The 14,663-nt window shown below is 34.7% G+C and carries 13 protein-coding genes and 1 riboswitch; of the genes, 8 read left to right on the top strand and 5 right to left on the bottom strand.

The annotated features are described in order from the left end of the window. Positions 1-78: 78 nt before the first annotated feature. The 4 genes from thiC to WCV66_RS21700 form a co-directional block, all read right to left on the bottom strand. Positions 79-1,836, bottom strand: coding sequence for a phosphomethylpyrimidine synthase ThiC (gene thiC, locus WCV66_RS21715; protein WP_338786806.1), 1,758 nt, complete (start codon positions 1,834-1,836; stop codon positions 79-81). Positions 1,837-1,972: 136 nt separating this feature from the next. Continuing rightward, positions 1,973-2,088: riboswitch (TPP riboswitch) on the bottom strand. Between the two features lie 294 nt (positions 2,089-2,382). Further along, complete coding sequence (locus tag WCV66_RS21710) at positions 2,383-3,030, bottom strand: MOSC domain-containing protein (protein ID WP_338786805.1); 648 nt, start codon at positions 3,028-3,030, stop codon at positions 2,383-2,385. Between the two features lie 825 nt (positions 3,031-3,855). After that, entirely contained in the window at positions 3,856-4,194 is a 339-nt protein-coding gene (locus WCV66_RS21705; protein WP_066331172.1) for a MerR family transcriptional regulator, read from the bottom strand. Between the two features lie 253 nt (positions 4,195-4,447). Beyond that, on the bottom strand, positions 4,448-4,705 hold the full coding sequence (locus WCV66_RS21700) for a hypothetical protein (protein ID WP_066331170.1): 258 nt from the start codon (positions 4,703-4,705) through the stop codon (positions 4,448-4,450). 171 nt (positions 4,706-4,876) lie between these two features. On the opposite strand from WCV66_RS21700, the gene fbpA reads away from it, so the two are divergent. Next, positions 4,877-5,056 carry a Fur-regulated basic protein FbpA gene (fbpA, locus tag WCV66_RS21695; protein WP_338786804.1) on the top strand — a complete coding sequence of 60 codons (180 nt, stop codon included), beginning with the start codon at positions 4,877-4,879 and terminating at the stop codon, positions 5,054-5,056. 73 nt (positions 5,057-5,129) lie between these two features. Here fbpA and WCV66_RS21690 read toward each other — a convergent pair whose 3' ends face one another. Next, positions 5,130-5,891: a DNA polymerase beta superfamily protein gene (locus tag WCV66_RS21690; protein ID WP_338786803.1), complete on the bottom strand. Its 762-nt coding sequence runs from the start codon at positions 5,889-5,891 to the stop codon at positions 5,130-5,132. Between the two features lie 183 nt (positions 5,892-6,074). On the opposite strand from WCV66_RS21690, the gene WCV66_RS21685 reads away from it, so the two are divergent. The 7 genes from WCV66_RS21685 (at position 6,075) to WCV66_RS21655 (ending at position 14,640) form a co-directional block, all read left to right on the top strand. Next, the gene (locus WCV66_RS21685) at positions 6,075-6,533 is read left to right on the top strand and encodes a MarR family winged helix-turn-helix transcriptional regulator (protein WP_066331163.1); all 459 of its coding nucleotides are present in this window, start codon (positions 6,075-6,077) and stop codon (positions 6,531-6,533) included. 196 nt (positions 6,534-6,729) lie between these two features. Beyond that, positions 6,730-7,740, top strand: a complete 1,011-nt coding sequence (locus tag WCV66_RS21680; RefSeq protein ID WP_066331160.1) for a LacI family DNA-binding transcriptional regulator — start codon at positions 6,730-6,732, stop codon at positions 7,738-7,740. Between the two features lie 196 nt (positions 7,741-7,936). After that, positions 7,937-9,178, top strand: a complete 1,242-nt coding sequence (locus WCV66_RS21675) for an ABC transporter substrate-binding protein (protein ID WP_338786802.1) — start codon at positions 7,937-7,939, stop codon at positions 9,176-9,178. Between the two features lie 214 nt (positions 9,179-9,392). Beyond that, the gene (locus WCV66_RS21670) at positions 9,393-10,256 is read left to right on the top strand and encodes a carbohydrate ABC transporter permease (protein WP_066331148.1); all 864 of its coding nucleotides are present in this window, start codon (positions 9,393-9,395) and stop codon (positions 10,254-10,256) included. A 2-nt stretch (positions 10,257-10,258) separates the two neighbouring features. Further along, positions 10,259-11,077 (top strand): carbohydrate ABC transporter permease, encoded by an 819-nt coding sequence (locus WCV66_RS21665; protein WP_066331654.1) that lies wholly within the window; start codon positions 10,259-10,261, stop codon positions 11,075-11,077. Positions 11,078-11,243: 166 nt separating this feature from the next. Beyond that, positions 11,244-12,926 (top strand): glycoside hydrolase family 13 protein, encoded by a 1,683-nt coding sequence (locus WCV66_RS21660; RefSeq protein WP_185653083.1) that lies wholly within the window; start codon positions 11,244-11,246, stop codon positions 12,924-12,926. Positions 12,927-13,002: 76 nt separating this feature from the next. Continuing rightward, entirely contained in the window at positions 13,003-14,640 is a 1,638-nt protein-coding gene (locus tag WCV66_RS21655) for an alpha-glucosidase (RefSeq protein WP_338789521.1), read from the top strand. Positions 14,641-14,663: the final 23 nt, after the last annotated feature.

The following is a 14,663-nucleotide window of genomic DNA, read 5'->3' as shown; positions in this document are numbered from 1 at the left end:
TGGTAATTGATAGAGAAATGTGCTTGAAAATTTATTAGAAAAGAGGGCAGTAGTAAGCCCTCTTTTCGGATTTCTGGATTATCGATAAATAGCAGATCCACCCTCGATAAATTCCTTGGATTTTTCATCCATTCCTTTAGTGAGAATTTCTTGTTCGGATAGTGTGCCTTCATTTGCCATTTGTCTAATATCTTGTGAGATTCTCATTGAACAGAACTTAGGTCCACACATTGAACAGAAGTGGGCTGTTTTAGCTCCTTCAGCCGGTAATGTTTCATCATGATATTCCAGTGCTCTTTCAGGATCTAATGAAAGATTAAATTGGTCATGCCATCTGAATTCAAAGCGTGCTTTTGACAGGGCGTCATCACGATTTTGTGCACCAGGATGCCCTTTGGCCAGGTCTGCAGCATGTGCAGCAATTTTATAAGCGATGACCCCTTCGCGAACATCTTCTTTGTTTGGTAAGCCAAGATGTTCTTTTGGGGTTACATAGCAAAGCATCGCTGTTCCAAACCAGCCGATCATCGCTGCACCGATGGCTGATGTAATATGGTCATATCCTGGGGCAATATCAGTTGTTAATGGCCCTAATGTATAAAACGGAGCCTCTTTACAGATTTCCTGCTGTTTTTCTACGTTTTCTTTAATTAAATGCATTGGGACGTGTCCAGGTCCTTCAATCATAACTTGGACATCATACTTCCATGCAATCTCAGTTAATTCACCTAATGTTTCGAGCTCAGCAAATTGTGCCTCATCGTTTGCATCTGCAATTGAACCAGGTCTTAAGCCGTCACCAAGTGAAACTGAAATATCATACTTTGTTAAAATTTCGCAAATCTCATGAAAATGAGTATATAGGAAATTTTCTTGGTGATGGGCTAAACACCATTGGGCCAAAATAGAGCCACCTCTTGAAACAATTCCAGTTGTACGTTTTGCTGTTAAGGGAATGTATCTAAGGAGGACACCAGCATGAATTGTAAAATAATCAACACCTTGTTCAGCCTGTTCAATGAGCGTGTCCCGATATACTTCCCACGTTAAATCTTCAGCTATACCGTTTACTTTCTCTAATGCTTGGTAAATAGGGACAGTCCCCACTGGAACAGGGGAGTTACGGATAATCCACTCTCTAGTTGTATGAATATCTTTACCAGTCGATAGGTCCATAATATTATCAGCACCCCAACGTGTTGCCCACGTCATTTTTTCCACTTCTTCTTCAATAGATGAAGAAACAGCAGAATTTCCAATATTTGCGTTGATCTTCACGTGAAAATTCTTGCCAATAATCATCGGCTCACTTTCTGGATGATTGATATTAGAAGGAATAATTGCACGTCCTGCAGCTACTTCTTGGCGAACAAATTCAGGTTCCATTTGCTCTCTTATTGCAATGAACTCCATTTCAGGAGTGATAATGCCTTTGCGAGCATAGTGTAGCTGTGTGACGCTTTTTCCTTTTTTTGCTACTAACGGCATTATGTTATGTGATGGAAATAGTTCTAAATTTGATTGCTTACTAGCTGTTTTATAGCCATTATCTTGAGGCGTTACCATGCGTCCCTCATATCGTTCAACATCATTACGATCCAGAATCCATTTCTCTTTAATCCGTGGCAAACCTTTTCGAATATCGATTTCAGCAGTTGCATCTGTATAAGGACCACTCGTATCATACACTTGAACAGGTGGATTAGCTTCTTCACCATATGTATTTTGTGTTGTTCCTTGAAAAATTTCTCTTACTGGTACTTGAATGTCTGGTGTACTTCCTTGTACAAAAACCTTTTTACTTCCTGGAAATGGCTGTTTGATATTAATTTTCATGATTCTCCTCCTTAAAAGTGAATGAACATGAATTCTTTCAGAAACAGCAGAAGGCAAATAAAAAACGGGTTCTGAAATTCAGAACCCGATCGGTGTAAGTAATAATTGTAAGGAGAAAGATACGCTAGTAGCCCCTTATCAACTCTTACTACTTCCCTACGCTGGTATCATCCAGATCAGGTTCGAAGGGTCAAAGAACTTCAATCGCGTTCCTCTCTCAGTCCAGGCTATTGGACTCCCCTAGTAGAAAATGGTAATACTATTAAAATCATTTTTAACTATATCATAAATAAGTGACTAGTCAACGTAATATTTTGAAAAAGGATGATATTGATCCTATTAGACTAGTAGACTCTTCTAAATGAAGAAGGAAGCTTTTTAATTAATTCCAGCTAAGAAAAGTATAAAATTTTGTACTTAGTTTTGGTGTCTGGCTCCAGCGACTAGACCCTATTGGGTATAAGCCACAAATGAATTGAAGACAAAGAACGTCTTCTATTCATTGCGTCTTATTGGCCCGAGGCTGATCAAGGGACTTGCGCTTTTTTAAGCTTTCAATTGATCATAAAGCTTTATCATCCGATTTTTCCATTCAGAAGATAGTTCATCAAGTGAAAGTATGTATTCGATTTGCGAAAGATCTTTTTTATTATGAAAATATGTATTGTGAATGGTTGCAATGGAGATCTGTTTAGTATGTTTTTCAAGAATTTTGATATCCGAATGAGATGTTATGATTCCTTCTTTTAATACACGAAAGAAATATCCGGTGTAGCCTTTTTCAACTATCTTATTTAACAATGTATTGATGTTTGTATGTTTATTAATCGTTGAGCATGGAAATCTACCTTGTGAGATCTGTAAAACAGCATCTCCAATCTGAAAAATATCACCAATACAAACTTCGGTTTCCTGCATATTTGTTAAAGTCAGATTTTCACCAAAAGCTGCTTTTGGTAATGTTGTACCATATGTTTTTTTCCAAAATGCGTAGTGTTCATATGGATATACACATATGACTCTTTCAGATCCACCATGAAATTTATGGTTTTCAACATCATCACCGGTAATACGTTCAAAAGTTACCTCTAAACTTTCAACCGGATCTTTAGAAATTCCAGAACGGTATTCGATGCCTTTATGTGATAAAGTTTTTGGTGTTCCTTTGCTTAGCCAAATAATTTGTGATGTCATCCTAGTTCACATCCTTATAATTGTGGTGTTATTAATTTGATTTTACAAAAAAATACATCAATAAGTTACTTATTGATGTAATAAAAAATTATTTAATCTTTTTTTTGTAAGTCTAGGTTTTGGCTTGCAATTAATGTTAGATGCGAGTCTATCCCATTTTCTTTTGCGGTAATTAACATTTTTTTTTCGGTATTCTTCGATTACAGAATCAATCGAAATCATAATGACCACCTCGCACTTAGCTTTACTAGGTGGAAAAGTCCTAGTAATTCTATTATCGGATATTTTATCCTATTGTAAAGTGTTTGGTGTATATTTTTTCTGATTTTTTTAAAATCAATAAAGAAATATTATAAATTGGAATAGTGGTAAAAGATTCGTTTATATTTAGTGTTAATAGGATTTCCGAACATGAAAAAATATAGAAGGGGAGTGTTCTTTTTAAAAGGTTGTTTTCGCAAACTTTGTTGCTTTTAAAATAGTATTGGGTTGGTTGATTGCAGCGAGAGGATGCTCGCTTTCCGTGGGGCGGGCGATGAGCGTCCTCACCGCGAAGCGCCTGCGGGGTCTCATCTGTCCCGCTACTCCCACAGGAGTCTCGCATATCCGTTCCAATCAACCTAATCAGTTTTGTTCAAAAACAACAATCTTTTAGAAAAGAGCCTATTAAAAATATTGAGGTGACTTTCCCAGGTTAATTAGTACTACAAATAAGATTAAAGAGGGTTGTCTTTATAGAAGATTAATAGGGAGTGAAAAAAAAAAATAAGAGATAGAAGTCAACACTGCAGCAAAATATTTGGGATGCTGCAGTGCGTCTTGAGCTTAATTTCTACCACGACCATATCTAAATTGTGCATTTAACTGACCTTGAAGCATTTTTTTCTTAACTTCAGCTTCACTTTCACGTTGTTTTTCTTTTAATCTCATTTCTTTTAATATCTCAGTTGTTTGAACACCGTCCTCTCGTTTATCTGCAATGTCCATTAATGTCTCAATATCATTGAATGAATATTTTCTTGTGCCTCTATCATTCCGATATGGAGCAATTAATTTTCTTTCTTCGTAATATCGAATTTGTCTTAAGGTTAATCCGGTTAATTCACTTACTGTCCCAATCGAGATTACCTTCTTATCCTTGTATGAGCGGTCTTGCTGATTCATTCCTCCACCCCTCGTAAGAGATACTTCTTTTTACAAGTATAACCTTTGATGTAAGATATGACATTTATATTGTTAGAAAATCTAACAAAGAAATATATCGTGTGAAAAGCATGTAAGGTTTCGTCACAGTGAAAATTTAACTTATAAAGGGATAAATTTCAATAAAGAAAGTAATCATCCCTTGCTTAGGTTTTGTTTTTAGTAAGAAGGAAGATGGAGAAAGGAGAAAAAAATGTGTTTGTGCGTTAATGAACTATAATGCTTTTGCTTGATTGTAATATATAAGCTGGTTTAAAAGTTGCTGGGAAAGGTTATTTAAAAAAGAAGGCTGGAAAAGTGCAGTAACTTCTTCGAATTGGTTTGATTTTACGTTGTAAATTGTTAAAGTAACAATTTCTGACCCATTGATTATTGCCATGTATAACTGTTGGGACTTAGGTTCCGCAGAATTTAAATAAAAAACCTTCGTTTTATTTTCGTAATCCTCTTTGGCTACTACTCGTAAAGTCAATAGTTTCAACTCCTTCATAAGTTGAAACTATTCTCGACATGATTTCTACACTTTAAACAAATTTATACAAATTTAATAACTCTAAAGAAAATCTTAACATTATGTTAATCGTCCTATAACAATTTTAAGGTAAGTTAAAAGTAGCAAAATTATTATATGGAGATGAGCGTCATGAGTAAAATGCTTCAAAATGCACTTGAGGAACAAAGAAATTATTATTCTCAAAAATTACTCGCCATTGGAGTATACAATACACAAGTCCTGAGGAAGATGACCCTTACTGAATTAAAGAATGAGTACAATTATTTTTATCATAATGATCCACAAGTAAAAAGAAATCGGACGATGTAAGTATTGTTGAAAGTGACATTAAGAAGAGGTTAACACTTACAGTGTTTATTTATGGTGCTTCTTAATATTTGATTTAAGAGTTACCTTTTTTTACAATCTCTAAAAAAAAATCATTTAATGTGTTTATTGGCATCAGGTTAACTTTTTGGACATTTTTAATCCTTTCTTCAATAACCGAGAATGTTTCTTCAAAATATTTATTTAGATGCATAGACTCAAAATATTCTTGACCATTTTGTTTTGATTGTAGTAATAGGTCAATTTGTTGATCTAGTTTTGGATCATTCATATACTGGTGAGAGAGTAAAGTAATATCATTTTTTGGCATTTCTTGATTGTCTAAAATCCATAAACATGACAGTAATGGTCTTAAAATATTTAAATATCTTTTTGTTGTAGTTCTCTTTTCCTTTGGTAAAGATTGATAATTTTTCCTCGCCATATTTAAATAATGATGAATGGTTGGTATTGACGAAAAAGCTAATTGTGATAGTGTTTTAAGTTTAGCTGTGAAGGCTGATTCGTATAAATAGATAATTGGTGAATGGATCCATTCAAGTAATGTTGGATTTGACTTTTGCAAAAGTTTTAGTGCTTTTTTTAGATCCCAACCAACCATCTCTACTTTATCATTTGGTGAAATTTCGATTACATCACGACCTTCAAATAGTTGTAAGTACCAATCTACCTCTTGGATATAGATAAAACGCACATCATAATCACTACTAGCAGAATCGGTGCCCCAAGCACGACTACCTGATTCACAAGCAAAAAGAATCGTAATATTTTCTTGCTTTTCAAGCGTATTTAACAACTCCTTAATGGCAATCTCCATGTAAAACCTCCAAATACTAGAACAATACTTTATAGTATTTATTTATTTTCAAGTTATTATTGGTAAAAACCTTCAAATATTATTAAAATCATAGTAAAATTAAGATTCCACTATATAATTTTTATGTTTTTAATGAAGGAAAAGCTTATTTATGGTTAATTTTGAATATAAGAGGGCGATGGGATGAGATCATACACGGAAGAAGAGTTACAGAGTGCATTAGATTTGTTTCGAATTTTTGCAAGGGCTTTCAAAAGTGTTTCAGAGCATTCAATTCGTGATAGCAAGGAACACGGATTTAACCCAACGGAATTCGCTGTATTGGAATTGCTTTTTACAAGGGGACCACAAAAGTTACAGCAGATTGGGTCGAGATTATTATTAGTTAGTGGAAATGTAACGTATGTCATTGATAAGCTTGAAAAGAATGAATTTATTTACCGGGAGCAAGATCCTAAGGATAAACGCTCTGTTTATGCGAAATTAACAGATAAAGGACAGAAATACTTGGATGAAATATATCCAATACATGCTATTCGCATAGCCCGTGCATTTTCTGGTCTCTCTGCAGAAGAGCAGGAAGAATTGAAAGCGCTATTAAAAAAAGCAGGCGTACATAGTCAGCATTTGCTATTTAGATAGAATAGCATTAGAAAAGATTAAAATTTTTATTAGGTGACTCATATTGGGTCACTCTTTTTTTCGTTGTAATAATGTGACGGGTAGGACGAAAGTTTGAGAAATAGTCCACAAAATGAAAAAAAAGTGTTGAAAAGGTTTTCTTTGAATGATAATATATCAACGTAAACGTTTTCCTAAGTTAGAAAGTAGGTAACTCATGACTTTTACTATTAAGGATGTTGCAAAGCTAGCAAATGTATCTATTGCAACGGTATCAAGAATTATTAATAACCAAACTGGTTATTCAGAAAAAACGAAAAAGAAAGTCCTCGAAGCTATTGAGGAATTGGGCTATGAGCCAAATGCTGTAGCAAGAGGCTTAATCAATAAACGGACACATACAATTGGGGTGCTGTTTCCAAAGTTATCAAGTACGTTAGTAACAGACCTGTTAAGTGGAATAGAAAAAGCTACACATGATGCAGGGTCAAGTGTCATTGTTTGCCATACAGAATCAAATGGTGAGAAAACAATGAAGTACCTCCAGTTGTTAAATGAAAAACGTATTGATGGCATTATTTTCACTAGTGCACCATTACTAGAAGAATATTATCAATATATTAAGAAAATGAATGTCCCGATGGTCCTATTATCAACAGAAACTTATGCGCATCCCGTTCCGTATGTAAAGGTTAATGACAGACATGCAGCCTATACAGCTACACAATTTTTAATAAATAAAGGCCACGAAAAAATAGGAATGATTAGTGGGAATAAAGATGATATTATTTCAGGAAAACCAAGGATAGATGGTTATATAAGTGCACTTCAAGATCATAACCTACCAATAGATGAAAAGAAAATCATATATAATAGAGGATTTAGCTTTTACGATGGAATGGATAGTTTAAAGACCTTATTGAAACAGGCTCCTGATCTAACGGCTGTTTTTGCTGCTAGTGATGAATTAGCAATTGGAGCAATTTCTTCAGCATATCAACTAGGAATAAAGGTACCAGACGAATTATCGATAATTGGTTATGATAATTTAAGTATTGCTGAAATGTCAGTACCCCCTTTAACAACTGTTGCACAGCCACTCACAGAAATGGGAGAAATGGCTGCTAATATGCTATTTGAGATGTTGAATTCTGATAAATTAATCGAAAGTAGAATAATGCCACATAAAATTGTTGAGAGGAAAAGTGTAAGAGATAAGGAGGTATAATTTTTTTTGAACGATTACGTAAACGTTTACTGATATATTATAAAAAACTAAGAATGAATGTAAGTAAGAATTTTTTTAATACAATGAGTAAACGTTTACCTTAATGCTTTAAAATATTTATAAAATGATTAAAACCGTAAATGTTTACGCAACATAACTAACAAATAATTAAATACCAATTTTAGGGGGAATCAAAATGTTGAAAAAAGTAACAGCAAGTATCCTTAGCCTTGCATTAGGAACTACCATTCTAGCCGGATGTGGTGGTAATGAAGGTGGCGGTGCTGAAGATGGAAAAGTAACATTAGAACTTTTCTCAAACAAAGCCGAAAGTATTGATACCTACAAGGGAATTATTGCAGAATTTGAGGAACAAAACCCTGATATTAAAATTAAACTTGATGCACCTCCAGAGGCAGAAACAGTATTGAAGACTCGCTTAACGAAAAACGACCTGCCAGACATCATGTCAATTGGTGGTAATGCCACATATGGCGAATTAGGTCGTGCTGGAGTATTGCATGACTTTACAGACTCAGAATTACTAAAATCAATTCAACCTTCGTATGTTGATATGATTGGCCGCTTAGTTGGTACTGAAGAAGAAGGTGTATTCGGACTTCCATATGCAACTAATGCCAATACAGTTATTTACAACAAGCAAAAGTTTGAAGAATTAGGTTTGGAGGTTCCTAAGACTTGGGACGAGTTTATTGCAATATTAGACAAAGCTAAAGCAGCTGGAGAGATTCCAATTTACTTTACCTTAAAAGATGCTTGGACTGGAATGATTTCTTGGAATTCACTTGGTGCAAATATTGCCGGTGAAGATTTTGCTGAAAAGAAAACTGCTGGTGATACAACGTTTGTTAAAAGCTATGACGAAGTAGCTGACAAAATGCTAACCCTTACAGAATACGGTCATAAAGACAATATGGGTGTAGCATATGGGGATGGTAATAATGCATTTGCTAGTGGAAAGGGTGTTATGTATATCCAAGGAAACTGGGCAATTCCTGAAATTGTTAAAGCTAATCCAGATATTGAACTTGGAACTTTCGCTATGCCTGTAACGAATGATCCTGCTCAAAATAAACTTGTTTCTGGTGTAGATGTATTACTAACTATGAGTGAAGAAACAGATCATAAAGAGGAAGCAATGAAATTTATTGAATTTATGATGAATAAAGACACGTCAAAACGTTATATTGACGAACAAAAAGCATTCTCAGCTATTGAAGAAGTATTCCAAGAAGATCCTGTATTTGAAGGTATTAAAACAAACTTTGAAACCGGAGCTATTACAAGCTTCCCAGATCATTACTATCCAGCAGGTATGGGTGCTGAAAATCTTGTTCAAGAATTCTTAATTGAAAAGAAAAAAGAACCATTCTTGAAAAAGCTTGATAGTGAATGGGAAAAAGTACAAAATCGTTAAAAATAGTTGATGGAAAGGGCATCTACTGTGGTGCCCCTTCCTAATTAAAGTCTTAGTAATCACAATATAGCCTAGTTCTTTGATGTATAAGCCACTCCTTAATTAAAGGTTTAAACGGTAAAAGAATTACCTTTTATTAAGAAGCGTCTTATGCATAACAGAGCATTAAAAGGGCAATAGATGTGATTTACATGCTCAAAAGGAGAGGTAAAAAATGAAAAAGAAAAATTCCGTATATATGCTTATAGCAATACCTGCGTTTATCCTTTTCTTCATCTTCCATACGTATCCCACTCTCCAAGGGATTTTCTACAGTTTTACAGATTGGAAAGGATATGGGGATTGGAGTTTTGTTGGTATAAAAAATTATTTAAATGTTTTTAAGGATGAGCGGGCTTTAGATGCATATGGATTTACCTTTAAATTCGCAATTATTTCTACAATTTTGGTTAATATTTTCAGCCTACTTGTAGCTATGGGTCTAAATGGAAAGATTAAATTTCAAAAGACACTTCGTGCAATTTATTTTCTTCCATATATATTAAGTATTTTAATCGTCGGATTTATTTTCAACTTTATTTTTACTCATTTTCTTCCTGGAATTGGAGAGAGTCTTGGAATAGAATTCCTATCAAAAAATATATTAGGAGACCCAAAGCTTGCATGGCTTGGTATCGTCCTTGTAGCAGTTTGGCAATCGGTAGCCTTTAATACTATTCTCTATTTAGCAGGACTTGTCACAATCTCTGAAGACATTTATGAAGCTGCAAGTATAGATGGGGCTGGAGTTTGGACAAAGTTCTGGAAGATCACGTTCCCACTAATTGCCCCTTTCTTCACTATTAACATGGTATTAGCGATGAAAGGCTTTTTAATGGTATTTGACCAAATCGTTGCTCTTACTGGAGGAGGACCTGGTAAATCAACAGAATCAATCTCACTATTAATTTATCGTGGCGGTTTTGAAGGTGGAGAGTTTGCTTATCAGTCTGCAAATGCAGTTATTTACTTCATCGTGATTGTTGTCATTTCAATTATTCAACTTAAATTCTTAGAAAAACGAGAGGTGGAAAACTAATGATCAACAAAAAAACAAACTGGCCTGTTACCACTCTCTTAATTGTCGGGACTTTACTAATTTTAATACCTTTGTATTTAACGATTACTATTGCTTTTAAAACACCACAAGAGATGGCAGGGAATTTACTAGCCCTTCCGAAATCATGGTCATTTGATAACTTTACACAAGCAATTGAAATGACAAATTTCTTTAGTGCTCTTGGAAACACAGTATTTGTTACTGTCTTTGTTGTCATTTTTACAGTACTTACAAATTCATTAGTGGCATATGCAATTGCTCGTAATATGCATAAAAAGGCATATAAATTCTTATTTTATTATTTTGTAAGTGCTATGTTTATTCCTTTCCCAATCATCATGTTACCAATTGTAAAACAAACGGCAGCTTGGGGAATGGATAATCTTGTTGGTCTAATTATTCTATATGTAGTGTTCAATCTATCATTTAATACATTTATTTATGTAGGGTATATTCGCTCTATTCCTAAAGAGTTAGAAGAAGCAGCTGTTATTGATGGTGCAAGCACATGGGGGGTATTCTGGAGAGTCATTTTCCCATTATTAGCACCTATGAATGCAACTGTCGCAATTATTACATGTTTAGGTGCTTGGAATGACTTTATGCTTCCACTCGTCATGCTGAGTGATCGAGACATGGCCACATTGCCATTAGTTCAATACATTTTCCAATCACAATTTAGTACAGACTATAACCTAGCCTTTGCTTCATATTTAATGGCCTTAGCACCAATGATTATCGTATACATCTTTGCACAAAAATGGATTATTAGTGGTGTTATGAAGGGCTCGATAAAATAAATGGGGACAGTCCCCAAAAGTCTTAGAATTAACGAGAAATGCATATTAATCCATTTTAAATTAAGAGAATAAATCAAATGGGGACAGTCCCCAAAAAGGTACCTTAAGTCAAAGTGAGATGACTAAAGTGTAAATTAGGGACTGTCCCCCAAAGGAGTGTACAGTTATGAACAAAACATGGTGGAAAGAAAGTGTTATTTATCAAATTTATCCTAGAAGCTTTAATGATAGTAATGGTGATGGGATTGGTGATTTAAAGGGGATTACAGAAAAGCTTGATTACTTAAAGGATCTTGGAATTAATGTAATCTGGCTTTCTCCTGTTTATCAATCCCCAAATGATGATAATGGCTATGATATCAGTGACTATCAGGATATTATGGATGAGTTCGGTACAATGAAGGATTGGGAAGAACTATTACAGGAAGTTCATAACCGCGGAATGAAGCTTATTATGGATTTAGTTGTTAATCATTCTTCTGATGAGCACGCATGGTTTGTTGAATCAAGAAAATCTAAAGATAATCAATACCGTGACTACTATATTTGGCGCCCTGGTATAGACGGTCGTGAACCAAATAACTGGGAATCGGCATTTAGTGGTTCTACATGGCAATATGATGAAGCAACAGATGAGTATTTTTTACATATTTTTAGCAAAAAGCAACCTGATCTAAACTGGGAGAACCCAAAGCTTCGCGATGAAGTATACAAAATGATGACATGGTGGCTAGATAAAGGAATTGATGGCTTCCGAATGGATGTTATCAACTTCATTTCAAAGGTACCAGGGTTACCCGATGCACCTAACCCAGAAGGGAAGAAATATGCATCAGGAGGAGAATACTTTATGAATGGACCGCGTATTCATGAATTCTTGCATGAAATGAATAAGGAAGTTCTTTCAAAATATGACATCATCACAGTTGGTGAAATGCCAGGGGCCTCTGTTGAAGACGCAAAGCTTTATACTGGTCATGAACGCGAAGAATTAAACATGGTATTCACTTTTGAACATATGGACCTTGATTCAGGACCGAAGGGAAAATGGGATTTAAAGAAACTTAATTTACTTGATCTAAAGGAAAATATCTCAAAATGGCAAACCGGATTAAATGGAGTGGGCTGGAACAGCTTATACTTAAATAATCATGATCAGCCGCGAATGGTTTCACGCTTTGGGGATGATAAAGAATACCGTGTTGAATCAGCAAAAATGCTTGTTACGTTCCTTCATATGCTACAAGGTACTCCATATGTGTACCAAGGTGAAGAAATTGGAATGACGAATGTTCGCTTTGATTCGATTGATGATTATAAAGATATTGAAATTATTAATATGTATAAAGAAAAAGTTATTGAAGGCAAAGAAGATCCGGCAAAAGTAATGGAATCGATATATGTAAAAGGTCGAGATAATGCAAGAACACCATTCCAATGGGATGATAGTGAAAATGCAGGATTTACGAGTGGTGAGCCTTGGATTAAGGTAAATCCAAATTACAAAGAAATAAATGCAAAACAGGCTGTTGCGGATCAAAATTCTATCTTTAACTACTACAAGAACATCATTCAGCTAAGAAAAAATCACCCAATTATCGTTTATGGTGATTACGAGCTTATTTTACCAGAACATGAATCAATTTTTGCCTATACACGTTCATACGAAAATGAAAAGTTGTTGGTGATTACGAACTTTAGCGGTGATGCAACTCCATTTAGCCTACCTGGTAATGTGACAATCTCTGCTCCAGAACTTTTGATTAGCAATTATGATGTTCCTCAAAATGAAGACATCCTTTCATTTAAATTACGTCCGTATGAAGCAAGGATTTATAAAAGCAAATAATTTTTATCAATGCAGATCATTCTTATGATCTGCATTATTATTAACAAATACTTTAGTAAGGATGGTTTAAAAAATGATTAAAAAAACATGGTGGAAAGAAGCGGTTGTCTATCAAGTATATTGGCGTAGCTTTTATGATTCTGATGGTGATGGGTATGGTGATTTACAAGGGGTTCTTGAAAAGTTAGATTATATTAAGAAGCTAGGAATTGATGTCATTTGGTTAAATCCATTTTATGAATCTCCAGATCGTGATAATGGTTATGATATTTCAAATTATTATGAAATTATGGATAAAGCTGGTGATATGGAGATTTTTAAAAAATTAGTAAGTGAGATCCATAGTCGTGGAATGAAGGTAATAATGGATTTAGTTGTAAACCATACTTCTGATCAACATCCTTGGTTTATCGAATCTAAATCTTCGAAAGATAATCCGAAGCGTAATTGGTATATTTGGCAAGATCCAAGGAACGGGAAAGAACCAAATAATTGGCGTTCTTACTTCGCACCATCAGCATGGGAATATGATGAAAAAACTAAACAATATTATTTTCATTCTTTTGCAGTAGAGCAGCCTGATTTAAATTGGCAAAATCCTGAGCTTCGTCAAGAAATCTATACGATGATGCGTTTTTGGCTAGATATGGGAATTGACGGATTTCGAATGGACGTCATTAATTTGTTAGCTAAGCAACAGGCCTTCCCTGATGCAGAAGACCCGACTAATATTAGCTATCTTGCAAATAATCCTGGTATTCATGAATATCTTCAAGAAATGAACAGAGAGGTTTTACAGCATTATGATGGTATGACAGTTGGGGAAATTCCATTTGTTACGCCAGAGGAAGGCCTTTTATATGTTGGCGAAGATCGAAATGAGCTTAACACTTTGTTTCATTTCCAAGTAGCCGATGAAATGACAACATGGGATATGCTCAGATTTAAAGAAATTCAAAACCTTTGGTATCAAGGTTTAAAGGGTAAAGGTTGGAACTCTCAGTTTTTAAATAACCACGATCATACGAGACAAGTGACTCGATATGGAAATGACTCAGCATACCGAATTGAATCAGCAAAACTATTAGCGACAATGATTCATACACTTCCGGGAACTCCGTATATTTACCAAGGTGAGGAGATTGGGATGACAGGTGTGCGCTTTGACTCAATAGATGATTATAATGATATTGCAATGAAAAATAAATACAAAGAAGAAGTGGGGAAAGGGAGAGATCCTAAAGAGGTGTTTGATAGTCTTCTCCTATTAAGCCGTGACAATTCAAGAACACCTATGCAGTGGAGTAATCAAGATCAGGCTGGTTTTACAAATGGAACTCCATGGATTAAAGTAAACCCTAATTATATAGATATAAATGTAGAAGAAGCTTTAAAGGATCCAAACTCAGTTTTCTATTACTATCAAAAGCTTATTACTTTAAGGAAGAAGCATGATGTAATGGTCTATGGAGATTTCACAGATTTAACAGCAGGAGATGAACACCTGTATGTTTATACTCGGACCTTAAATGAAACGACCTGGCTTATCGTATTGAACCACTCAAATGAACCACGAGAGTACTTTTTACAAAAAGAACATCAAGCTACAACAAAAGAATTAATCATAGCTAACTATGATATTGATGAACTGGAGTTAGGTGCTTCATTCATTATGCAGCCTCATGAAGCACGTATTTATAAAATAAAGCGATAGATACTAAGGGTCTAAAACCAACT

The sequence above is a fragment of the Metabacillus rhizosphaerae genome, from assembly GCF_037201795.1.
Classification (GTDB): Bacteria; Bacillota; Bacilli; order Bacillales; family Bacillaceae; genus Metabacillus; species Metabacillus rhizosphaerae.
This window is presented reverse-complemented; position numbering and strand designations above follow the sequence as displayed.